Genomic DNA, 22,636 nt, shown 5'->3' with positions numbered 1-22,636 from the left:
GCTGCATCAGATGCGTGACGATGGTGCTGTGACAGGCGCGCATTTGGCGCGCGATCGCGTTGTCGGTAAGTGCGCGCGGCGATTTGGTCGGATGCTGTGCATTGGCGTTGAAACCCTTACTGCAGCAGCATTTTGGCGACGCGCGATCGTGGTACCGAACGTGCCGAGCCGTGTGCCGAAAAGCGGATCAGCGCAACCACTTAGGTTGACGGTAATCGTGTTTCGGCTACATCATTCGGAAGGATTCATGAGCGTCGTTCGCACGTCGTCGTGCGCGTCCCATTGCGCTTCTGTGTCGACGTTGCTCGGCCGATTCAACAGCGCTACCACGACGGCACGGCGAGCGGGCGTTGCGAGACGAATTGCGACCACTGCGATGTGGTTCAATCCTCGTCCAAGACGCCCATCACCAAAGCCTTGGCGATGGCCTGAGGTCGCGTCACGACCTTCAATTTGCGCGCCGCATTTGCGAGATGAAACACCACCGTGCGTTCGCTGATCGACAACAACTCGCCGATCTCCCAACTGGTCTTGCCTTCGGCTGCCCACTTGAGGCATTCGCGCTGACGATCGCTCAATGGCACATGCTTGCCCTGCAGACCCTTGCCGTACAACTTGGAGGCCGCCTGGTGCGTATGAATGGCCAGCATGCTGGCCTCTGCGTACACTGTAGACTCTAAGATCGGATGCTTGGGATTGACGGCTGCAAACGACATCATGCCGAACGCGCAGCCGAGCCCGTGCAACGGCACGCTGAGCCCTTTGGCGAGGCCAAACTCACGAGCTTCAGCGAAGATCCGTTTGGCCCGCAGACCCATTTCCGGCGAGAGCTGCTGCCACAAGTCATCCCACAAAGACGGCACGACGTGCGCACGCGCGTAGTTCACCGTGGGATCAACGTAGGTGTACTTCTGTTCGAGGTAATGCTGACGCCAACCATCGGGATAGCCGCTGAGTACGAACTCTTCATAGCGACTGGGTGACATCGCCACGAGCGCGCCGTAAATCCAGTACTCGAATCCCAGTCGGTTGGATAGCGTCGCGACTCGGTCGGTCAGCTCGGCAGGACTGGTGGCCTCGCTCAGCTTGAGCAGGTCAGCGGTATCCACCAAGGGACGCGGAATGGTAGAGCGGGGAGGCATATCCCGATGCTAGCCCGAACATTTCATCGGTCGCAACGCTGCGGTGCTCGGATTGTCGGCACCGGTCGTGTCAACCGCATTCTGACGCGTTTTGTCGCAACGCGCCGAGTTCGTACGCAAGGTGCCACAACGCTGCAAAAAGCGCTTGACTTTGCGGCAATTAGGGTGCCGCTGGTGTCCGTCAGGTGCAATAGTCCAAGCCCAACCCTGCGTCGCCAACGACCCGCTACGTCCGCTGTCGGATTTGCCGATCTTGTCGAATGCAGCGCCTGTGACGAGTTGCACAAGACGGTCTCCAGAGTCCAGCGCTACCGTTTCTGGCACCGGCTGCTGCGGATTTGCCGGCAGGGCGCGAACGTGCGAGCTATCGCGCCACTGCAGGGTTGAATCGCGGTCATTCCAACGGGCGCCATAGAGCCTCGGTGCGAATGAGCAGTCGCCGCCTGATGCTCGCTCGCGTTTCGGAGGCCTTATGAAGACTCGTTTCGTGTTGTCGACGATTCTGGCCACGCTGGTTATGGGTTGCGCCAGCAATGCCAGTAAATCTGATCTTGCGCAAAGTACCCGGGTCAAGGATGAACGCTACATCGCTGCGGTCGAGCAAAAGGCGACCAAGGCAGGTGTCGAGGTGATCTGGGTCAATCCACCCACCCGGAAAGCCAAGCCGCATCATTGATCGGCATTCAGACGCCAGCGGGCCTGAGGCGCTTCAGGCTCGATCCGACAACCTGAGGCTCGCTCGGACAAACAGTCGTTCCGTGCCGAGTCCTGCGCAGTACGTCGAGCCTGAAACCTGCCGCCGCCGAATGCTGGCCGGATCGAACACGCTGGGACCTTAGCCCGGCGGAAAGGCTCTTGTGCGCAACGTCAGCCCGCTTGGACTGACGCAGAGGACCGAGCCTTGCTCATACCAGTCACCGAGCACGACGCGGCGGCCACCAACCATCGCTGCCTGCTCGTCGTGTACGGCGGGCCGGTGCGTATGGCCATGAATCATTTGCGCGCAAGCGTGTTTGGTGAACGCCGCGCGCACCGCATCCAGATTTGCGTCCATGATCGCTTCGCTCTTGCCCTTCATCGCTTCTTGGCTGGCCGCTCGGGCCTGCAATGCAAAGGCGCGCCGGGCGGCCAATGGTTGCGCCAGCAAGGCGGCCTGCCAGACGGGCTCACGACTCGTTCGTCGAAACGCCTGATACGCGAGATCGTCAGTGCACAGCGTGTCGCCGTGCAGCAACAGAGTAGGTTGGCCATTGAGGTCGATCCGGGTTTCGTCGGGCAGCAGCGTGACGCCGGTCGCAGCTGCAAACGCAGGGCCGATCAGAAAGTCGCGATTCCCATGCACGAAATAGACCGGATGCGACTGGGTCTGCTGTTTCAACATGGCCTGAATGCTCAATGCAAACGGCGCGTCATCATCGTCGCCCACCCAAACCTCGAACAAATCGCCCAGGATGTAGAGCGCCGCGGCGTTATCGCGAATCTCTTGCAGAAAGGCGGCAAATGATTCGGTTGCCGCGGGTCTGGACTCTTGCAGATGCAAGTCGGAAATGAAGTATGTAGTCATCCGGGAAGTGTATTCGGTGCGGAGGCCTGTTCGAAACCGGTGGTGATCCGGCCGGTTAGTCTGCCACGTGGCGCCATCGCGACTGGCATCCTCGCTATCGGGCTGGCAAGCTTGTGGCTTCCTCTCCGTGCGGTCGATCCTATCGCCATGTCTGCAGGTCTCGTTGCCATTGATGCGGCGCGCACGATCGTCCTGATTCACGGCGCTGGCGGCGGCGCGTTCGAATGGCAGATTTGGCAGCGCGTGCTCGCTGCGCACGGATGGTCGGTCGCAGTACCGACTTTGGAGCCGGCGCCATCGGGACTCGCGGCGACGCGCTACGACGATTATCTGGCGCAATTGCGGCATGCGATTGCGGCGATCAAAACCCGCCCGATTCTGATCGGCGCCAGTCTCGGCGGATTACTGGCAATGGAACTGGCGGCCGATACCGATGCCGCGGCACTGGTGCTGATCAACCCGATGCCACCAGCAAGCGATGCCCTGGGCATGCTGCCCGAGGTTGACACGCCTGCCATTGAAGCCTGGGCCGATACCGCGTCGCTCGAGAGCACGGCACGCGCTGTTCCGGATGCGAGCCCGGCGACTTGGCACTGGCTCTGGCGCCAATGGCGGAACGAATCCGGTGCCGTATTGCGTGACGCGAGGGTGGGACGGCTCGTGCAACGCCCAACGATGCCCGGGCTCATCTTGATCAGCGGCGCGGACCGGGAGGTGCCGGCCGCGGCGTCGCGCACCTTGGCGCACGCATGGCAGCTCGAAATCATGGACTTGCCAACCGCCAGCCACGTGGGCCCACTGCTCGGAACGTCAGCGGCAGATGTGGCGTTACGCGTCCACCATTGGCTGAGGTTTCGACTGGGCACCCAGGGTGCGTGACCGGTTCAACCGAAAAACGAAGCGAGGGCCCTGAGGCCCTCGCCGCGCGCAGCGAACATCAAGTTGATCAATACGGGTCCGGCACAAAGCCAAGCGGAAAGGCTTCTGGTCGGCGCGGCTCACAGTTCCAACGATTGCCGCGGCACGGCGGCGCAATGCCTTGATCAACGAGAAATTCGTAGCTGCGATACTGCATGCTGATCACTTCGGCCGGACGATTCGAGCGGCGACGGAACTCCGTCGTACCCACCGGTGCCCACTCACGCTGGCCATGCGCGGTACCGAGGTCCGGCGCCTCATTGTTGCCATAGCCGTCAGCCAGGCTGCGGTTTTTGGCAACGCCGTCACCAGACTCCGCGCGGGCGCCACCGGTTGCCGGGGCAGCGGGAGCGGGAGCGGCACCATCGCGTTCTGCATAAGGCGCTTCTTCATAGGATTTCCGACGGTCATCCCAGCGGCCGATCGGGTACTGCGGGCGCGGGCGCGGCACATAGGCCATCTGCTCCTGAAACACCGCTACCCCAATCACGCCAACGTTGTCCGGGCGGCCAGTACGGCTCGCGTAGCTCGATTCCGGTGCCGAGAACACGAACTGCGCGACGTCACGGAGGCTCTTGCGCCAGCCGTTGATCTCAGCCTGCTCGTAAGGCGACAGCACGTAGCCCGCCTGATTGGCGCCAGCCGTTTCGCCGCTCACGGCATTCACGCCATCGATGCTGAGCACCACCAGGACGCGCTCGCCGGTCTGGTTGTTGAGGCGGACCGCGTAGCGATGGCCGGGTTCACCCGCGAGGTAGGTCTGGCCGCCGTCATGATAGATCGGCGCTTCCAAGCCAGTATCCCGATCGATCACCGTGACATCCACCAATTGACGGGTGTGGGCCGAAGCGGCGAGCGCGGCAGTCGATGTGAGCAGGGCGGCAAGCAGGCGTTTCATGGTTTCTCCTTGTGCGAGTGGTATTCGCATAAACGCAGACTGGCAAAGACGGGGTTTGGTTCTGTTCCAAACCTGAGGGTCGTTGGCAGCCATTCACCCTGGTACATTCACGGTTTTCGGAATCGTTTCATGCGTGAACGTCACCTGACCGGTATTACCACCACCGGCTCGCCGCACCTCGGCAATTACGTCGGCGCCATTCGCCCGGCAATTGCCGCAAGCCAGCGCGCCGATGTCGAGTCGTTTTATTTCCTCGCCGACTTCCATGCGCTGGTCAAATGCCAAGAGCCTGAGCGCATTCAGCGCTCGACTCTGGAAATCGCCGCCACCTGGCTCGCGTTGGGTCTCGATCACGAGCAGGTGTTTTTCTATCGGCAGAGCGACATCCCCGAGATCCCGCAGCTCACCTGGTATTTGAGCTGCGTGGCCGGCAAGGGTTTGTTGAATCGCGCGCATGCCTACAAGGCATCAGTGGACGCCAATCTCGCGCAGAGCCTCGATGAAGACGCCGGCATCAGCATGGGCCTGTTCAACTACCCAGTCTTGATGGCCGCCGACATTCTGATCTTCAACGCGCACCAGGTTCCGGTGGGTCGCGATCAGATTCAGCACATCGAGATTGCCCGCGATCTGGCGGCGCGCTTCAACCATGTTTATGGCGATGCGTTTTTCACGTTGCCGAGCGCAGCGGTCGACGAGCAGACGGCGATACTGCCCGGGCTCGATGGCCGCAAGATGTCGAAGAGCTACGACAACACCATTCCGCTCTGGCTGCCGGAGCCGGAGCTTCGCAAGGCCATTCTCGGCATTGTCACCAACTCGCTGGCACCGGGCGAGCCGAAGAATCCGGATGACTCGCATATCTTCACGATCTATCAGGCTTTTGCGAGTGCTGAGGAGACGGCCACGATGCGTCAAGCATTCCTCGACGGCATTGCTTGGGGTGAGGCAAAACAAAAGCTTTTCGAGCGCATCAATCAAGATCTCGCACCGGCGCGCGAACGGTACCGGCAGCTCACTGAAACCGCTCAGGGTCGCGACGAACTGGAGGCCATTCTGCAGGCCGGCGGACAGCGCGCACGTGCACGCGCCACGCCGTTTCTGGCACGCCTGAACCAGGCCGTGGGATTGCGCTCGGTCGCCAGGCTGCCGGTGGGCAGTGCTTCCGAATCAAGCAAGTTGCTGCCGGCGCTCGCCGAGTTCAAGACCTATCGCGAGAGCGATGGGCTGTTCTACTTCAAGCTCGTGTCCGCAGAAGGCCAGACCATGCTGCTGAGCCGGGGCTTCACCGCGCCAAAAGACAGTGGGCAATGGATGGCCAAAGCGCTGGAGTCAGGAGACCAGTTTGCGGTGCATCCCCATGCCGGCGGCTTTGCGTGGCAAGACGAAGCGGGTGCCGTGCTGGCGGTCGGAACCGTCGCTGCTGATGCCGTGCAAGCGGCCATTCGGGCGCTGCGTGCGGATCGTGATGCGAAGAAGGCAGAAAAGGCCAAAGCCGGAAGCAGCGCATGATGAGCGTGCTCGCGACCATTCTGCTGCTGCCTTGGTTCTTGATCCTGTGCTGGGTGTATTGGCGCATGGGTCGTGCTCATCAGGACGCGCCCGGCTTTGACCGACTGGCGATCATCGTTGCCATGGTGCTGGCGTTGGTTTCGGGTTACGTCGGGCTCGGGTACGCCGATCCCGTCTACGGGCGGCTCTGGCCACAGATCCTGGCCAGCCTGCTCGCCTACGGCGTGTTCCTGCTGGTGCTGGCGTTGGCGGCGATCTGGCGTGGTCGCAAGCGGCGTCACGCGCCAGCGTCATTGACCTGAGTGTTGGCACCATCGCAGCCCAAACGCGTGCGTGATGTTGCGTCAATCAGATGGGGTCAGGCCAAGTTGTGCGGGCAGCGCGTGGACGACCTGGCGCCAGTGTCGCTGGCGAAAATAGAGCGACCAGCCGTTGCCGCCGAGGTGTCGCCACAACACGGCGGCGCGCATTGCCGCGAGCATCAGCGCTCGCACCTGGGCAGCGATGCGCGGTTGCGATAGGTAGGTGGCATTGCCAAAAATCCGGATCGGCGCGGCGAGCGGCGAGATCGCTTCGACATAGGCCTGAGCCAGCGATTGCACGGTGTATTCGTGCAGCAAGCCAAACTGTTGGCGCTGGCGAACGGCGGGTTCCAACGCCTTCAGCAGTCGCGCTCCGGCCTCAGGGCGCGAACGCAGTCGTCTCGACAACGCGAGTACTTGTGCTGCGAGCCGGGTGACCTCATCGTGGCGCGCGTCGGCTTTGGCGAAACGAGCTTCTGTAGCCGCTATGGCTGCCACCAAGCGCGGGCTGGTGCCATACAGCGCGATCGGCGAGTCGGCGTCGAATTCGAAGATGGCCGCGAGCAGGCTGCTCCGCGTTTCGAATTCCGTCCGGCCTTCCTGCGCCAGCTCCCGCACGCCAAGTACCGCATCGACGAGGGCGCAAAGACAAAGTGCCTGTTGGGCTTTGGCACTGAGCGGAGTGGAATCCATCACAGCCCTCCAAAGCGGGCATCGGTGGCATCAATGACCGCACCGCCGAGGCAGATATCCCCGTCGTAAAAGACCACCGACTGCCCGGGCGTGACGGCGCGCTGGCGTGCTGCAAACAGGACCGTGAGGCGCCCGTCATCGTGGACGCGCACGCGGCAAGCCTGGTCGGGTTGCCGATAGCGTGTTTTGGCGACGCATTCGAATTCGGACGCCGGTGGTGCGCCCGCAATGAACGTCGGCGTATGAGCAACCAAGCGGGACGAGAACAGGTCTGGCGACTCGCCCTGGTCAACGATCAACACGTTGCGCTGGACATCCTTGCCGACCACGAACCAGGGCTCCGGTCGCGCATCGCGGCGACCGCCAATGCCCAAGCCTTCGCGCTGGCCGATCGTGTAGAAACACACACCGTGGTGTCGGCCGACAACCTGCCCGCCAATCGATTCAATGTCGCCAGCCTGCGCGGGAATGAAGCGTCCGAGAAATTCACGGAAGCGCCGTTCGCCGATAAAGCAGATTCCGGTCGAATCCTTCTTTGCCGCGGTAATCAGTCCTGCTTCGGCTGCCAGCCGCCGAACTTCGGGCTTGGGCAACTCGCCCACCGGAAAGAGCGTGCGCGCCAGTGCCGATTGGCTGATCGCGTGCAGGAAATAGCTCTGGTCCTTGTTGTCGTCGCGGCCGCGGAGCAGTTGGTGCTGGCCGCTGCTGGCACGCACGCGGGCGTAATGGCCCGTTGCGATGCGTTCGGCACCAATGTCCTCGGCATGTTCCAAGAAGGTCTTGAACTTGATTTCGCGGTTGCACAGGATGTCCGGATTCGGGGTCCGGCCGATCTTGTATTCCGACAAGAACAGTTCAAACACCCCGTCCCAGTACTCCGCGGCAAAATTGCGGGTGTAAAACGGAATGCCGAGCGTCTCGCAGATGTGCGCGGCGTCGGCAGCATCGGCTTCGGCAGGGCAGACGCCGGAGGGGTCGTCTTCTTCCCAATTCTTCATGAACATTCCGGCTACTGTTGCGCCGGACTGTTTGAGCAACCAGGCGGCTACCGAGGAATCGACCCCGCCGGAGACACCAACCGCAATCATGGGGTCACAACCCATCGGCAAAGGTCCAACCCATGGCGCTGGCCCCGAACATAGTCGTCGACATTGGCGAGCACGAGCGGGCTGCGATGCTTGATGCCGCATTGGAGCAACTCGTCCCGGCGCAGCCACAACACTTGCTCGATCCCCTGATCCAGGCTCAGGCTGAGATCCTCCGCGATCGCATCTGCCACAAACGTGAAGCGCAGGAACCCTAGGCCCGGCTCCGGGCTCTGCCATTGATACGCGCCGAGCAAGGCAGTCGGCCGGATCGTCCAGCGCGTCTCTTCCCGCGCTTCGCGAATTGTGGCCTCGATCAGGGTCTCGTGCTGTTCCAAGTGTCCGGCGGGCTGGTTCAATACCAGTTCGCCCCGGACGCGTTCGGCCACAAACAGAAATGCACCGTCGCGCTCGACGAGCGCGGCCACAGTCACATCGGGTCGCCATACAGGAGTTTGGTGCATAGTCAGATTCTGGCAAACAGCCCGATAGTTTAGCGCTTGCCCCGTGCGCGTGCGGCGTGAGGTGTTTCCGGTCTCGGAATTGCCTCAGGTTGGCTCGCTATATCATTGATTAGTAGCGCTTATTGGGGCGATCCTCCAAACGGCTTGAATTTGGTTCAGGCGCTTACCCGCGCCGTCTGGGCCCGGCCAGCCGACGCGGTTCGCACTGGCAATGGATTCACCCAGCAACCGAGTCCGGAGCCGGCGGACGTCACCACAACCGCAAGCAAGCGATCATGGCGCCGGTCGGGCGCGCCCAGACATTTGTTCCGGAACGATGGACGCGTGCCGATGCATCGCTATACTGAACCGAAGCAACCGGAATTCCAGTCACGAGCACATGGCCCATACGCCACAACACGAACATGAGTTCGGCGCCGTCGTCGAAGAATCGCGCCCCGAACTCGCCAAGCCACCCATGTTTCAGGTGGTCTTGCTGAATGACGATTACACCCCCATGGAGTTCGTCGTCGCGGTCTTGCAGATGTTTTTTTCGATGGATTTTGCTCGTGCCAACCAGGTCATGATGCATGTTCACACCCGCGGCAAGGGCGTTTGCGGCATCTACACACGAGAAGTGGCCGAGACCAAGGTCAACCAGGTCAACGAATTTTCACGCAGTCATCAGCACCCATTGCTGTGCGCGATGGAGAAAGTTTCGTGAACAGGCGCTCTGGCAGTCGCGCACAGAGCTTGAACCGCGGTAAAAAGGGCCTACATCGGGCGTTCGGAGGTGAAACCCATGTTTAGCAAGGATCTCGAACAGACGCTGGCGCAGTGCTACAAGGATGCGCGCGAGCGACGGCATGAATTCATGACCGTCGAGCATCTGCTTCTGGCCCTTCTCGATAACGCATCCGCGGCAAACGTGTTGCGTGCTTGCGGTGCCGATTTCAAGAAGCTGACCCAGGACCTCCGCTCGATCATCGCCGAGACGGTGCAGGTGATGCCGCAAGGCGATTCCCGCGACACGCAGCCCACCCTTGGGTTCCAACGCGTCCTGCAACGGGCGGTGTATCACGTCCAGTCGAGTGGCCGTTCGGAGGTCACCGGCGCCAACGTGCTGGTCGCGATCTTCGGCGAGAAGGATTCGCACGCCGTGTATTTCCTCAATCAGCAGGAAATCACCCGCTTGGATGTCGTCAACTACATTTCGCACCGGATCGCGAAGATTGGCCACGAACCCAAGAATCCAGAGCCGGAGAGCAAGAACCCCAATCCGGCCGACCCGGAGGGCGAGAACGAGCTGCGCGGCAACCCGCTGACCGAATTCGCCAATAACCTGAACGAAGCGGCACGTCTCGGCAAGATCGATCCGCTGATCGGTCGCAGCGATGAAGTCGAGCGCACGATCCAGGTGCTGTGCCGTCGGCGCAAGAACAATCCGCTGTTTGTCGGCGAGGCCGGTGTCGGCAAGACGGCGATTGCTGAGGGGTTGGCCAAGCGCATCGTCGAAGGCCAGGTGCCGGAAGTGCTGAAAGACTGCACGATTCACGCGCTCGATCTGGGTGCCTTGGTCGCTGGCACCAAATATCGCGGCGACTTCGAGAAGCGCCTGAAGGCAGTGATTGCCGAGCTCAAGAAGGATCCGAAGGCCATTTTGTTCATCGATGAGATTCACACGATCATCGGCGCCGGTTCGGCCAGCGGCGGCACGATGGATGCGTCGAATCTGATCAAGCCGGTGCTGTCCAGCGGCGAATTGCGCTGCATCGGCTCGACCACGTTCCAGGAATTCCGGCAGATTTTCGACAAGGACCGAGCGCTGTCGCGGCGGTTCCAGAAGATTGACATCGTCGAGCCGAGCATGGCCGATGCGTTGGAGATCCTGAAGGGGCTAAAGCCGCGCTTCGAAGAACATCACAACATCGTCTACACGCAGGATGCACTGAAGGCCGCGGTCGATCTGTCGGTCAAGCACATCGGTGACCGTCTGTTACCCGACAAAGCGATTGACGTGATCGACGAGGCCGGCGCGCGTCAGCGCGTGGTGCCCGAGGGCGAGCGCAAGGACATCGTCGATGTCGGCGAAATTGAGTACATCATTGCGAAGATGGCGCGGATTCCACCGAAGCAAGTGTCGGTGTCCGATCGCGAAGTGTTGAAGAACCTGGATCGCAATCTGAAGATGGTCGTGTTCGGTCAGGACGATGCGATTGATTCGCTGACTGCCTCGATCAAGATGGCACGCTCGGGGCTCGCCAACGCCGGCAAGCCGATTGGGTGCTTCCTGTTTGCCGGCCCGACCGGAGTCGGCAAGACCGAGGTTACGCGCCAGCTCGCGCTGCAACTCGGTATTGAGCTCATTCGGTTCGACATGTCGGAGTACATGGAAGCGCATTCGGTGTCGCGCTTGATTGGCGCGCCGCCGGGCTATGTTGGCTTCGACAAGGGCGGCCTGTTGACGGATGCGGTCACCAAGCATCCGCACTCGGTGATTCTGCTCGATGAGATCGAGAAAGCGCACCCGGACGTATTCAACATTCTGCTGCAGGTCATGGACCGTGGTGCGCTGACCGACTCGAATGGTCGCGAAGCGACGTTCCGCAACGCGGTGCTGATCATGACGACCAACGCCGGTGCGGCCCAAGCGTCGCGGCGAACGATTGGCTTTGTCCGCCAGGATCACAGCACCGATGCGATGGAGACCATCACCAAGATGTTCTCGCCTGAATTCCGCAACCGATTGGATACCATCATCCAATTCCGGGCGCTGGACTTCGACCATATCCTGCGCGTTGTCGACAAGTTCCTGATCGAACTTGAAGCCCAGTTGCACGACAAGCGCGTCAGTCTGTCGGCTGATTCGGAAGCACGGCGCTGGCTCGCCGAGCACGGCTTCGATCCGCAGATGGGCGCGCGTCCGATGTCCCGAGTGCTGCAGGAAAAGGTCAAGCGGCCACTCGCGGACGAATTGTTGTTCGGCAAGCTGAGCCAGGGTGGGCGCGTGCACTTGTCGGTCCAGAATGGCGAACTTCAAATCGAGACAGAAGCCGAGCCGATCGCTGAGGCCGAATTGGCTGAATCCTGACCGATGACTGAGGCAGGGGTGCGGCGCACGGTGCAACCCCATTGCTGGCTCGCGGGCCAGCCGTGCGGGCTTGCCCAGAATCTGGCGCCCGACTAGCCCATGTGGGGCAGGGGTCAAGCAGCACTCAAACAGCTCCGCGGTCTCTGCAGGCGCACCGGCAACATCAGCCTGTGGTTTGGGCTGGGGCTGGTTGGCTGGCTAGGTGGTGGCGGCTCCGTTCAGGCAGCAACCGTGTTCGGAGCGACCGAAGGGCTCCCGAATACGTTGGTCCAAGCGATTGCGGTCAATCCAAACGGTGAGCTCTGGATCGGGACACAGGAAGGCCTGAGCGCGTTTGATGGCCACCGTTTCGAAACGCTGAAATTGTCGTCGTCCGGACAAGTTCCCGATGAACATGCGGCTCGGTTGCTGATCGACGGTAAACGCATGCTGGTGGCGACGTCGTCTGGTTTGCTGCGCGTGGACTTGCCGACGCGCGCGGTCACTGCGGTGCACGCCGCAACCGGTGATCTGCCCGGCTTGCAGGCGATTTGGCGCGACGAAGCCGGTGCAATCTGGCTGGGCGACGAACAAGGTCATCTCTGGTGGCTCGCCAACGTTGACGCCACGCCCAGGCAGATCATCCTGCAAGGGGTGCCGGAAATTGCCGGCATTTCGCACATCACCGGAAACGCCGAGCGCCTCTGGTTGTCGACCGCCACGGGCGTGCTGGAGGTTGATCGACAGAACCGGACCGCGGCGGTCCTGACGCCTGCGGTGGCTGGGTTCGTACCGACCGACCCCTACGTGCAGACCATTTTTTTAGACGCCAGGAATCGGCTATGGATCGGCTATTGGAATGATGGTCTGGTGCGCCTCGATCGCGCGACCGGGGTCTGGACCTGGTTCCATCCTGATGCAAAGCCTTCAAGCGGGCTATCGGCGACCAGTATCTGGAACCTGACGTCGTATGCCGATCAGATCCACGTTGCGACCAATCGCGGGATCGATGTGTTCGACGAGTCGTGTCAGTGCTTCCGGCGGCTCAGTCATCCCGATTGGGACAAAGTGGATGGCAATGGCGTGATCGTGACGGATTTGCAGGCGGATCGCTCCGGTCTTTGGGCGGCCGTCTGGGGCCGAGGGCTGGTGCGCTTCAACGCGGGTGACCGCTTCTTCGAGCGCCTGGTGCCTATGGATGAGCACCCTGAAAGTCTGGCGCATCCGATGGTGTACGCCTTGAAAGTGGATCGTCAGGACCGCTTGTGGGTCGGCACTTACGGCGCCTTTGCGCAGTTCGTCAATGCGGATGACCGGCCGGCCGGAGGGCACTGGCGCCTGCAGAGCGTGCCCCGCCGTGGCCTCCGCACCGAGGCGCGTTTTGTCTGGGCCATTGGCGAAACGCCGGACGGCATGGCGCTCGGTACCGGCTACGGTCTTTTTGGCACTGATGGCGCCGCGGTGCGCGTATTGGCGCCCGATTTGCAAAGCACGCGCAGTCTGTTGCTGCATCCTGATGGGCGATTACTGGTGGGTGGTGTGCGTGGCTTGTGGCAGTGGGATCAGGAGCGACTGACCCGCGTCACGCTGCCTGAAACCATGCGGAGCCCGGTTGTCCACTGCATGCTCTGGCACGATGACAGTGTCTGGCTGGGTGGGCCGAAAGGACTGACGCGCCTGGATTCGAATCTTCAATGGCTGGCCAGTTATGACGTCGGTACTGGGCCTTCGGCATTGCCTGGGCCAGTCGTGTGGGATATCAAAGCGGCCGCGGATGGTCGCATCTGGGTTGGCACGTCGGGCGGGCTGGTGGCCTTGGATCGGCGTGGCGACTCGTATGTGCTGGAACAACACCTCTGGCCTGAGCAACAGGCGGATCGCAGCATTGCGAGCGTCGAATTCGCCGGACCGGACACGTTGTGGCTCGGAACCTCGCGCGGTTTGCTGCGCTATCGGGCCGATACGCGGGAACTGCGCAAGTTCGATGTGCGCGACGGCCTGATCAGCGATCAATTCCATCATGGCGCCAGCGCATCTGATGGGAGGCGCCTGTACTTTGGCAGCACCGGTGGTCTGCTTGCGTTTGATCCGCGCGAGGCGCCGGAACAGACTTACCAATTGCGTCCGAGCTTGGCCAAAATCAAGATTGGCATGCAGCCATGGCAGGCCCCCGACGCATTCCTGGCGTTGCCCGATCGACCACCCAGCTTGCAGGTCCAACTGTCTGCCTATCAATTTGAACGCCCGGAACGGGTGCGCTTCGCTTATCGCTGGTTGCCTGAGGAGCGGGAGTTTTCGGATCTGGGTGATGCGCATCAGGCCGTGTTTTCCGATCTGCCGAGTGGCGAACGCACGCTGGAGTTGCGCGCCACGCTGGATGGCTACACGGTGTCGCGTCCCGTGCTGCGTGTGCAAGTCGCTTACGCCTGGCACGAAACCTGGTGGGGCAGGCTGCTGCTCGGGTTTGTGGCGATCGCTGGTACCGCGGCTTACTATCTGCGTCGGATCCGGGCGATTCGCAGCAACGCCGAAGCGTTACGGCTGGAAGTTCAGGCGCGGACTCGGGCACTGTCGCATACCTCGGCCGAACTGGCGGCTGCCAATGCACGCTTGAAGGAACAGGTCGAGACCGATGCGCTGACCGGGATCCGCAACCGTCATTTCATCCTGAACCGCATCGAGCACTGGCATCAACAGGGCCGCGCACTCGGCGTGCTGCTGATCGATCTCGATCACTTCAAGCGGATCAACGACACCCACGGGCATTTGGTCGGCGACCGGGTACTTCTGCAATTTGCGCGCACGCTGACGGAATCCCTTCCCGAGTTCCTGTGCGCGCGTTTCGGTGGCGAGGAGTTCTTCGCCTTTCGGGAAACGACCGATCTGCAACTATTGCTTGAGCGGGCGCATCAAATGCGATCATCGGTGCATCGACTTCGCGTGCCGGATGACCAGGGGCAGCCCGTTCGGATCACCGTCAGTGTTGGCGTGGCCGTGTTGGCGCCCGGAGAATCCGTTAACGACCTGATCAAGCGGGCGGACGCGGCCATGTACCGGGCGAAAGCCCAAGGCCGGGACCGAATCGACGTCGGCTGACTTCCGGCCTATGGAACACTGCTGGTGTTCTATTAAGCTACAACACTAATACTCCTAGCAGCCGATCCAATGATCGGGTGTCGGGACGTAGCAAGGACGCATGCAATCTCGAAAGTTTGCATAAGTATTTGAAAAATATAAGAGCAGATCTTGCGCAGTCGAGCTTGGTGCGATTGTGGACGCGGATCTGGGATGCAGAAAGGGCGCTGGACGCGCCAGGTTGGAACCATTCAATGAGCTTCGTCGGGAACAAAAACATGAAGAATTCGATTAGTGTGCGCCGTCGCTGGCTGCTCAGTGCCCTGATTGTGGTGGCACTTTGCGCATGCCAACCAAAGGGTGGTCAGGGGCCGGATGGCAAGCAGGCGGCGGAATCTGACGTCGCAGTGCCGGTGGAAGCGGCCACCGCCTCCTTGAGCCCCATTGCGGCCAGCTACAGCGGCACCGCAGCGCTCGAGCCTGAGAATCAGGCATCAGTGGTCGCAAAAGCGACCGGCGTATTGCTGCGGCTCAATGTCGAAGAAGGCGACCAGGTGCAGTCCGGGCAAGTTCTGGCGCAGCTAGATCCCGAGAAGCCGAAGCTCGAGGTCATGCGCGCCGAGGCCAACATGAAGCGCCTGGAGAACGATTACCGGCGTTCGACTGATCTGTTCGAAAGAAAACTGACCAGTTCGGAAGCACATGAACGCATCCGCTTCGATCTGGAGACGCAGCGCGCCGCGTTTGAGCTGGCCAAACTGGACCTCGACTATACGCAGATCCGCGCCCCGATCAGTGGTGTCATCAGCGAGCGTCTGGTCAAGGTTGGGAATCTGATTCAGTTGCAGCAGGCGCTGTTCCGGATCGACGATTTCGATCCGCTGTTGGCGGTGCTGAACGTGCCGGAACGCGAGCTCGCCATTCTGAAGCCGGGGCAGAAGGTCTCGATGGTGGTTGACGCACTCACCGGCCAAGTGTTTGAAGGTGAAGTAGACCGCGTCAGCCCGGTCGTCGATGCGAACACCGGTACCTTTCGAGTCACCTGCGCGTTCCGGGACCAAACCAACGCGCTCAAGTCCGGCATGTTTGGCCGCGTCCAGATCGTTTACGACCAACGTGCCGAGGCGCTGGTGGTTCCGCGCGATGCGTTGCTTGAAGGCGATGGCGAAGTGGCGGTCTATGTGCTGAGCCCCGATACCGCCAAACCTGGCGATCAGGCGGGCGCGAAGACCGCAGACAAGGGCTTTTTCGCCAAGCTGTTTGGCAAAGACGACCAGGCCGACAAGAGCGACGTCAACAAGCCCAAAGGGCCGGTGTTTGTCGCGTCGCGCCGTACGGTTCGCCTTGGCTACACCAGCGGTAGCGATGCCGAAGTGTTGGAAGGACTGAAGGTCGGTGACCGCGTGGTCACAATCGGCAAGGCCGCGCTCAGGGATGGCGCGCGCGTTGAAATCGTCGAGGGATTGTAAACCATGAGCATCATCGCCACTGCGACGCGTCGACGCGTCACCATCGGCATGGCCACGCTGACCGCTGTGCTGTTCGGTCTGATCGCCCTGTCAGAACTGAAGATCACGCTGTTGCCGGACTTGTCCTATCCGACGCTGACGGTTCGCACCGAATACACGGGCGCGGCACCAGTCGAAATCGAAAACCTCATTACCGAACAGGTCGAGGAAGCACTCGGCGTCGTCAAGAATGTCCGCCGGATCCGATCCGTGTCTCGGGCGTCGCAATCTGATGTGGTGCTCGAGTTCATCTGGGGCACCAACATGGACATGGCCGCCCTGGAAGTCCGCGAAAAGCTGGAGTTGATCCAGCTGCCGTTGGATGTGCGCAAACCCACGCTGCTGCGCTTTGATCCGTCCACGCAGCCCGTGTTGCGTTATGGCCTGCTCGGTGCAAGCAAGGGTGACACGTTCAATGAAGCCGAACTGAAACAGCTGCGTCGGTATGCCGATGAGCAGCTCAAGAAGCGTATCGAGCCGATCAGCGGCGTCGCGGCGGTCAAGATCGGCGGTGGTCTCGAAGACGAAATTCAAGTTGAGATCGATCAGCAAAAGCTGAAGCAGTTGAATATTGATGTGTCGACGGTCATCGAGCGCTTGCGCGCTGAGAACGTCAATATTTCCGGTGGTCGCCTGGATGAAGGCTCGCAGCGGTTCCTGGTGCGTACGATCAATCAGTTTGCCAATGTCACCGAAATCGGCAACATGCTGCTGTTGCCAAACAGCAACGCCACGATTCGCCTGAAGGATGTGGCCAACGTCCGGCAAGGCTACAAAGAGCGGGAGTCGATCATCCGTGTAGATGGTCGCGAAGCCGTCGAACTCGCTGTCTACAAGGAGGGCGACGCCAATACCGTTGCAGTGGCGGATCTGGTCAATGGTTTGACCAAACGGCTTGAAGACGACAAGCAGTTGCCGACCGGCGCAAGCCTGGTGCGGATCGACGATCAGAGTCGCTTCATCAAGAGCTCACTGGATGAGGTGTACAGCAACGCACTGTTGGGCGGCCTGTTGTCGATTCTGGTGATCTTCCTGTATCTGCGGGACGTGCGCGCGACGGTCGTGATTGGCCTGTCGCTGCCGGTGTCGATCATTGCGACGTTCTTTTTCATGGCCCAATTCGGGCTGACCCTGAACATCATGTCGCTCGGTGGCCTCGCGCTGGCGACGGGTATGGTGGTCGACGCAGCCATCGTGGTGCTGGAAAACATTCAGCGGCTCCGTGACGCGGGCATGGGCATTGTCCAGGCCGCGATCAAAGGGACTCAGGAAGTGGGTATGGCGGTTACGGCTTCCGTGCTGACTTCGGTGGCCGTATTCCTGCCGCTGGTCTTTGTGGAAGGCGTTGCCGGGCAGTTGTTCCGCGATCAGGCGCTGACTGTGTCGATTTCGTTGCTGGCGTCTCTGGTCGTGTCGCTGACGCTGATTCCGATGCTGGCCTCGTTGGAGCAGGTCGGTGTGGCGGCATTGGATGCAGCCAGCGCCGACCCGGCGCCAACGCCGACGGCGCGCCGCGAGGGTCTGTTCATGCGGATCGTCCGGGGCGCCATTTCTGGGTTTGCCAAAGTTCTTCGATTTGTCTTCGTGTTCGTCGCCAAGTGGCTGATTCGGGCATTCAGAGGTCTGGGCTGGCTGCTCGGTCTGGTGTTGAATCCAGCGGCCAAATGGGTCATGGCCATGCAGGTCAAGCAGGAAAACGCGTATGCCGCGTTGTTGCCATGGGTCCTTCGGAACCCGATCAAAGTGCTGGGCACGGCCATCGCTGCATTGGTGTTGGCGGTGGCGATGATTCCGGGCCTCGGGCTCGATCTGGTGCCGCAGTTGGCGCAAGGTCAGTTCGAAGCCACGCTGAAATTGCCACCCGGCACGCCGCTGGCCGAAACGGACAGTGTGGTGCGCGCCATGGAAGCAACCAAGGACGAACGGATCGCCACGATTTACGGCGTCAGTGGCTCGGGCACGCGTCTGGATGCGAACCCCACCGAGTCGGGCGAGAACGTGGCGCGTCTGATTGTGACGATGCCACCGGGTTCGCGCCGGGCAGAGGAGGAGGCGGCTATGGATGCGCTTCGCGTGAAAGCCAGGCAACTCGGGATCACCGATGCGACGTTCGCCCGACCGGCGTTGCTGAATTTTACGACGCCACTGGAAGTGGAGTTGGCCAGCTACGATCTGGAACGTCTGCAACGGGCCGGCAAGCTCGTCGCGGCGGCGCTGGCACAGAATGATCGCTTCGCCGATGTGAAGTCGTCAGTCGAGTCCGGTCAGCCGGAGATTCAGATCCGCTTTGATCAGGAGCGCGCCGCGGCGCTCGGCCTCAGTACCCGCGAAATCGCCGATCAGGTCGTGCAGAAAGTTCGCGGTGAAGTCGCGACGCGCCACACTTTCGGCGATCGCAAGATCGACGTCCTCGTGCGTGCCAGAGCCGACGACCGCGCGTCCGTCGAAGACATCAAGAACCTGATTGTGAACCCAGCAAGTGACCGGCCCGTCACGTTGCTGGCGGTGGCGGATGTGGTGGCCACCGAGGGCCCTGGCGAAATCCGCCGCTCGGACCAGGAACGTGTTGCCTTGGTGTCGGCGAATCTGGCTTATGGCGATCTCGGCACGGCGGGGAGTGAGGCGTCGCGTATCATCAGCGGGTTGCAACTGCCGGCGGGCGTCAGCTTCCGCGTCAGCGGCCAGAGTGAGGAGCTCAAAGCCAGCACCAACTCGCTGATCTTTGCGCTGGCCCTGGCGGTGTTCCTCGTGTATCTGGTCATGGCGTCGCAGTTCGAGTCGCTGCTGCATCCCTTCGTGATTCTGTTTTCAATTCCACTCGCGATTGTGGGCTGCGTTTTTGGCTTGAAGCTCTTTGGCATGCCGATATCGGTTATTGCTGGCATCGGCATCATCATGTTGGCTGGTATTGTGGTGAACAACGCCATCGTATTGATCGACCGGGTTAATCAGCTGCGCGGTGAGGGTGTCAGCAAGTTCGACGCTTTGATTGAAGGCGCGCGGTCGCGTCTGCGCCCGATTGCGATGACCACGGTGACCACGCTGGTGGGCTTTCTGCCACTTGCTCTGGGACTTGGTGATGGCGCCGAGATCCGCCAGCCGATGGCGATCACCGTGATTGCGGGTCTCTCGGTTTCGACACTGCTGACGTTGCTCGTGATCCCGGTGATGTACAACCTGATGGATCGCCGTTCCGATGCTGAATATGTAGCGGTCGCCGCGCGCGAGGCGAAGGATCGCCAAGAAGCGGAATCTGCCCAGCATCTAACCCACTAAGTTTGCGCCGGAGTCTGCCATGAGTGTGGTTTCCATGAGCTTGAAGCGACCCGTCACCACGGTGATGGTGTTCGTGTCGCTGACGTTGCTGGGCTTGATCGCAGCGCTGCGCTTGCCGCTTGAGTATTTCCCGGATTTCGATGCGCCGTTTCTGTTTGTGCAGATACCGTATCCGGGCTCCACGCCGGAAGAGGTGGAGCGCAATATCACGCGTCCGGCCGAGGAGGCGCTGGCAACGTTGTCGCGCATCAAATCGATCAATTCGCAATCGACCGCGAATGACGCCAGCATCTTCATTGAATTCAAATGGGATGCGGATGTCGCGATCAAGGCCGTCGAGGCCCGTGACCGCCTGGAGGCGATCCGGAAGGAGCTGCCGAGCGATGTGCAGCGCTTCAATGTGTTGAAGTTTTCCAGCGGCGACCAGGCGGTTCTGTCGTTGCGGGTGTCGTCCGGTCGCGATTTGTCGAACTCCTATGAGCTGCTGAACCGCAAGGTCAAACGGGCGCTGGAGCGTTTGCCCGGTGTGGCGCGCGTCGATATGGCAGGCGTCGAGCCGCCGGAAGTTCAGATCGAGTTGCTGGCCGATCGCGTGAGCGCCCATGGCTTGGATCTCAATCAACTGGCGAGTCGCATTCAGGCCGCGAACTTCTCGGTTTCTGGTGGATTGATCGAAGACAGCGGCTCCCGTTTTCGGGTGCAGCCGATTGGCGAATTCCACAGCCTGGACGAAATTCGGGCCCTGGTCTTAAATGACGCCGGGCTGCGCCTTGGTGACGTGGCACAAGTTTCCTTGAAGCCAAAGCGAAAAGACTACGCGCGGCACTTGGATCTGAAGCCGGCGATCGGGATCGATGTGTTCAAGGAGCGCGGTGCCAATCTGGTGGACGTTGGCCGCCGCGCGCTTGCCGAAGTGCAGCGGATCGGTCAGGACCCGGAGATGGCGGGCATCGATATTTTCTTCCTGCAGGATCAGGCCAAAGGCGTGACCAGTTCCTTGTGGGAGCTGGCCGAGGCCGGTTTGATCGGCCTGGTGTTGTCTATTGCGGTCTTGTTCCTCTTTCTGCGGAACTGGGCATCGACATTCATGGTGTCGCTCGCGATTCCGATCAGCTTCGTCATTACACTTGGCATCATGTACTTCTTGGGCTATTCGCTGAATGTCCTCTCCATGATGGGGCTCTTGCTCGGCATCGGGATGGTGGTCGATAACGCGGTTGTCGCCGTTGAGAGCATCTATCAGCAGCGCGAGAAATACCCGGATGATCCGATCCGTTGCTCCGTCGTCGGGGTCAACAACGTCACCATCGCCATCAGTGCTGGCACGCTTTGTCACTGCGTGGTGTTTCTCCCGAACATCTTTGGTGAGAAGAATTTCATCACGTTGAATCTGTCGCATGTCGCCATTGCGATTTGCGTCTCGCTGCTCGTGTCCTGGTTGGTGGCCATCAGCCTGATTCCCATGATCTCGGCCCGGATTCCAACGCCCAAAGCGGGCTTGCAGCAAGGTTGGGTGACCCGGTTCCGGAATCGCTATGCGGCGCTCGTCAACTGGACGCTGCACCATCGGTTGCAGACGATGTTGTGGACGGGGCTCCTGGTATTGGTCAGCGTGGTGCCGTTTGCGTTGACCAAGTCCGAAATGATCCAGGAAGGGCAAACGCGCGATGCGCAATTGCGTTACGAACTCAACGGCCTGTACCAGCTCTCTGAATTGGACAAGTCGATTTCGGCGGTGGAGCGGTACCTGCTCGCCAACAAAGAGAAGTTCGAGATCGAGTCGGTTTACAGTTACTTTGATGAGCGTGGCAGCGCTAACACCTTGCTGCTTTTTACCGACGCCGATGTCGCTGTTCGAAGCACCGACGAGATCAAGGAAGACATCCGCAAGGGCCTGCCGAATCTCCCCATTGGCACCGTTGGATTTGGGGATGGGCCGCAACGCCCAGGCGGCCAGGCGCTGACGATTTCGCTGATTGGCGAATCGAGCACGGCGCTGAATGAGCTGGCGCCCGAAGCGGTTCGGGCGTTGAGCAAGATCAACGGGATTCGGGATGCGCGCACCGGTGTGGCTTCGGCCGAAACCGAGATTCAGGTGCGGGTCGATCGCGACCGCGCGCTGCGCTATGGCTTCAGCGCGCAGCAGGTGGCACAGTTCATTGCCGTGGCCATGCGCGGCGCACCCATGCGCGAGTATCGCTACGAGGGGCAAGAGATTCCGGTCTGGTTGCGCTTTCAGGGTTCGGATTCGACGACGATTGACGACCTGCGCGACCTCAAGCTGCGCGCACCTGGCGGCGAGCAGGTGCCGTTGTTGTCTCTTGTCTCGGTAAGCTCGGAGCCGAGCCCGGTTGCGGTCAGTCGTACGAATCGACAGACGGCGCTGCAGGTCACCCTGTCGCTGGCGCCGGGCGCGGTGGAATCGGAGGTTCGAGAAGCGATCAAGCCGGTGATGGACGCGGTCAATCTGCCGCCTGGTTACCGCTGGTCGTATGGGCAGGGTTTCAACGACAGTGACGAAGCGCTCAACCAGATGCTGATGAACACGATTCTGGCCTTGGTCATGATTTTCGTTGTCATGGCGGCGGTATTTGAGTCGTTGGTGTATCCGTTCGGCATTCTTTCGACGATCCTGTTCTCGATCCTCGGGATCTACTGGTTGTTCTTTCTGACCGGCACGGCATTCGACTTGATGGCCTTTATCGGATTGCTGATCCTGATGGGGGTCGTCGTGAACAACGGCATTGTGATGGTGGAGCACATCAACCAACTGCAAGCCGAAGGCAAGTCGCGGCACGATGCGCTTGTCGAAGGCAGTCGCGATCGGTTGCGTCCGGTGATCATGACCATGGCGACCACGATTCTGGGGTTGCTGCCGCTCTGCATTGGCACCACGCAGATTGGCGGCGATGGCCCGCCTTACTTTCCGATGGCGCGTGCGATTGCCGGTGGCCTGGTCTTCTCGACCATCGTTACGTTGATCGTGCTCCCGACCATTCTGAGTTTGCTGGACGATGCCAGCACCGCCGTTCGAACCATGATCCGGCAGGCAAGAGGGCCGGCTCTGGTCAAACCAGAGTCAGCGGAGCCGGCCAACGGCCCAGTCTGAGCCCTGGGGGCTTCTGAGCCCATCCATCGTGTCCAATTGGT

16 protein-coding genes are annotated in these 22,636 nt (G+C 61.0%); 10 read left to right on the top strand and 6 right to left on the bottom strand.

Annotated elements, in window-relative coordinates:
• Nucleotides 1-383: 383 nt before the first annotated feature.
• On the bottom strand, nt 384-1,142 hold the full coding sequence (locus tag C7S18_RS10820; protein ID WP_106891580.1) for a LuxR family transcriptional regulator: 759 nt from the start codon (nt 1,140-1,142) through the stop codon (nt 384-386).
• Nucleotides 1,143-1,614: 472 nt separating this feature from the next.
• Here C7S18_RS10820 and C7S18_RS10810 point away from each other — a divergent pair, with 472 nt between their 5' ends.
• Nucleotides 1,615-1,818: a hypothetical protein gene (locus C7S18_RS10810; protein ID WP_106891578.1), complete on the top strand. Its 204-nt coding sequence runs from the start codon at nt 1,615-1,617 to the stop codon at nt 1,816-1,818.
• A gap of 159 nt (nt 1,819-1,977) precedes the next feature.
• Here the strand turns inward: C7S18_RS10810 and C7S18_RS10805 are convergent, their stop codons facing one another.
• On the bottom strand, nt 1,978-2,706 hold the full coding sequence (locus C7S18_RS10805) for a UDP-2,3-diacylglucosamine diphosphatase (RefSeq protein ID WP_106891577.1): 729 nt from the start codon (nt 2,704-2,706) through the stop codon (nt 1,978-1,980).
• A gap of 147 nt (nt 2,707-2,853) precedes the next feature.
• Here C7S18_RS10805 and C7S18_RS10800 point away from each other — a divergent pair, with 147 nt between their 5' ends.
• A complete protein-coding gene (locus C7S18_RS10800; protein ID WP_170113223.1) occupies nt 2,854-3,585 on the top strand; it encodes an alpha/beta hydrolase in 732 nt (243 codons plus the stop codon).
• A 67-nt stretch (nt 3,586-3,652) separates the two neighbouring features.
• Here the strand turns inward: C7S18_RS10800 and C7S18_RS10795 are convergent, their stop codons facing one another.
• A complete protein-coding gene (locus tag C7S18_RS10795) occupies nt 3,653-4,522 on the bottom strand; it encodes a hypothetical protein (protein WP_106891575.1) in 870 nt (289 codons plus the stop codon).
• A 129-nt stretch (nt 4,523-4,651) separates the two neighbouring features.
• Here C7S18_RS10795 and C7S18_RS10790 point away from each other — a divergent pair, with 129 nt between their 5' ends.
• Nucleotides 4,652-6,034 carry a tryptophan--tRNA ligase gene (locus C7S18_RS10790; RefSeq protein ID WP_106891574.1) on the top strand — a complete coding sequence of 461 codons (1,383 nt, stop codon included), beginning with the start codon at nt 4,652-4,654 and terminating at the stop codon, nt 6,032-6,034.
• On the top strand, nt 6,031-6,336 hold the full coding sequence (locus C7S18_RS10785) for a hypothetical protein (RefSeq protein WP_106891573.1): 306 nt from the start codon (nt 6,031-6,033) through the stop codon (nt 6,334-6,336). Before C7S18_RS10790 ends, C7S18_RS10785 begins: the two co-directional genes overlap by 4 nt.
• A 42-nt stretch (nt 6,337-6,378) precedes the next feature.
• Here C7S18_RS10785 and C7S18_RS10780 read toward each other — a convergent pair whose 3' ends face one another.
• The 3 genes from C7S18_RS10780 to C7S18_RS10770 are packed head-to-tail and all read right to left on the bottom strand — an operon-like array spanning nt 6,379 to nt 8,578.
• Complete coding sequence (locus C7S18_RS10780; protein WP_106891572.1) at nt 6,379-7,029, bottom strand: lysogenization protein HflD; 651 nt, start codon at nt 7,027-7,029, stop codon at nt 6,379-6,381.
• A complete protein-coding gene (gene mnmA, locus C7S18_RS10775; RefSeq protein ID WP_106891571.1) occupies nt 7,029-8,117 on the bottom strand; it encodes a tRNA 2-thiouridine(34) synthase MnmA in 1,089 nt (362 codons plus the stop codon). Before mnmA ends, C7S18_RS10780 begins: the two co-directional genes overlap by 1 nt.
• Nucleotides 8,114-8,578, bottom strand: a complete 465-nt coding sequence (locus C7S18_RS10770; RefSeq protein ID WP_106891570.1) for an NUDIX domain-containing protein — start codon at nt 8,576-8,578, stop codon at nt 8,114-8,116. The genes mnmA and C7S18_RS10770 overlap by 4 nt, the downstream gene beginning before the upstream one ends.
• Nucleotides 8,579-8,957: 379 nt before the next feature.
• On the opposite strand from C7S18_RS10770, the gene clpS reads away from it, so the two are divergent.
• The 6 genes from clpS to C7S18_RS10740 all read left to right on the top strand — a co-directional run bounded on the left by clpS (nt 8,958) and on the right by C7S18_RS10740 (nt 22,595).
• Entirely contained in the window at nt 8,958-9,281 is a 324-nt protein-coding gene (gene clpS / locus C7S18_RS10765; protein ID WP_106891569.1) for an ATP-dependent Clp protease adapter ClpS, read from the top strand.
• A gap of 78 nt (nt 9,282-9,359) precedes the next feature.
• Complete coding sequence (gene clpA / locus C7S18_RS10760) at nt 9,360-11,648, top strand: ATP-dependent Clp protease ATP-binding subunit ClpA (protein ID WP_106891568.1); 2,289 nt, start codon at nt 9,360-9,362, stop codon at nt 11,646-11,648.
• Between the two features lie 99 nt (nt 11,649-11,747).
• On the top strand, nt 11,748-14,723 hold the full coding sequence (locus C7S18_RS10755; protein ID WP_106891567.1) for a ligand-binding sensor domain-containing diguanylate cyclase: 2,976 nt from the start codon (nt 11,748-11,750) through the stop codon (nt 14,721-14,723).
• A 116-nt stretch (nt 14,724-14,839) separates the two neighbouring features.
• On the top strand, nt 14,840-16,171 hold the full coding sequence (locus tag C7S18_RS10750; RefSeq protein WP_146151874.1) for an efflux RND transporter periplasmic adaptor subunit: 1,332 nt from the start codon (nt 14,840-14,842) through the stop codon (nt 16,169-16,171).
• A gap of 3 nt (nt 16,172-16,174) precedes the next feature.
• On the top strand, nt 16,175-19,486 hold the full coding sequence (locus C7S18_RS10745; RefSeq protein ID WP_106891565.1) for an efflux RND transporter permease subunit: 3,312 nt from the start codon (nt 16,175-16,177) through the stop codon (nt 19,484-19,486).
• 19 nt (nt 19,487-19,505) lie between these two features.
• Entirely contained in the window at nt 19,506-22,595 is a 3,090-nt protein-coding gene (locus C7S18_RS10740) for an efflux RND transporter permease subunit (protein ID WP_106891564.1), read from the top strand.
• Nucleotides 22,596-22,636 lie beyond the last annotated feature (41 nt).

This window comes from Ahniella affigens (genome assembly GCF_003015185.1).
Taxonomy (GTDB): domain Bacteria; phylum Pseudomonadota; class Gammaproteobacteria; order Xanthomonadales; family Ahniellaceae; genus Ahniella; species Ahniella affigens.
The sequence above is the reverse complement of the archived record's forward strand: the minus strand, read 5'-3'. Positions and strand labels throughout refer to the sequence as shown.

What these genes read in the sequence shown, in the direction of transcription:
- C7S18_RS10785 (WP_106891573.1), top strand. Translation starts at nt 6,031, where the DNA reads ATGATGAGCGTGCTCGCGACCATTCTGCTGCTGCCTTGGTTCTTGATC.
- C7S18_RS10800 (WP_170113223.1), top strand. Translation starts at nt 2,854, where the DNA reads ATGTCTGCAGGTCTCGTTGCCATTGATGCGGCGCGCACGATCGTCCTG.
- clpA (WP_106891568.1), top strand. Translation starts at nt 9,360, where the DNA reads ATGTTTAGCAAGGATCTCGAACAGACGCTGGCGCAGTGCTACAAGGAT.
- mnmA (WP_106891571.1), bottom strand. Translation starts at nt 8,117, where the DNA reads ATGATTGCGGTTGGTGTCTCCGGCGGGGTCGATTCCTCGGTAGCCGCC.
- C7S18_RS10790 (WP_106891574.1), top strand. Translation starts at nt 4,652, where the DNA reads ATGCGTGAACGTCACCTGACCGGTATTACCACCACCGGCTCGCCGCAC.
- C7S18_RS10805 (WP_106891577.1), bottom strand. Translation starts at nt 2,706, where the DNA reads ATGACTACATACTTCATTTCCGACTTGCATCTGCAAGAGTCCAGACCC.
- C7S18_RS10780 (WP_106891572.1), bottom strand. Translation starts at nt 7,029, where the DNA reads ATGGATTCCACTCCGCTCAGTGCCAAAGCCCAACAGGCACTTTGTCTT.
- C7S18_RS10795 (WP_106891575.1), bottom strand. Translation starts at nt 4,522, where the DNA reads ATGAAACGCCTGCTTGCCGCCCTGCTCACATCGACTGCCGCGCTCGCC.
- C7S18_RS10810 (WP_106891578.1), top strand. Translation starts at nt 1,615, where the DNA reads ATGAAGACTCGTTTCGTGTTGTCGACGATTCTGGCCACGCTGGTTATG.
- C7S18_RS10755 (WP_106891567.1), top strand. Translation starts at nt 11,748, where the DNA reads ATGTGGGGCAGGGGTCAAGCAGCACTCAAACAGCTCCGCGGTCTCTGC.
- C7S18_RS10770 (WP_106891570.1), bottom strand. Translation starts at nt 8,578, where the DNA reads ATGCACCAAACTCCTGTATGGCGACCCGATGTGACTGTGGCCGCGCTC.
- C7S18_RS10820 (WP_106891580.1), bottom strand. Translation starts at nt 1,142, where the DNA reads ATGCCTCCCCGCTCTACCATTCCGCGTCCCTTGGTGGATACCGCTGAC.
- clpS (WP_106891569.1), top strand. Translation starts at nt 8,958, where the DNA reads ATGGCCCATACGCCACAACACGAACATGAGTTCGGCGCCGTCGTCGAA.
- C7S18_RS10740 (WP_106891564.1), top strand. Translation starts at nt 19,506, where the DNA reads ATGAGTGTGGTTTCCATGAGCTTGAAGCGACCCGTCACCACGGTGATG.
- C7S18_RS10745 (WP_106891565.1), top strand. Translation starts at nt 16,175, where the DNA reads ATGAGCATCATCGCCACTGCGACGCGTCGACGCGTCACCATCGGCATG.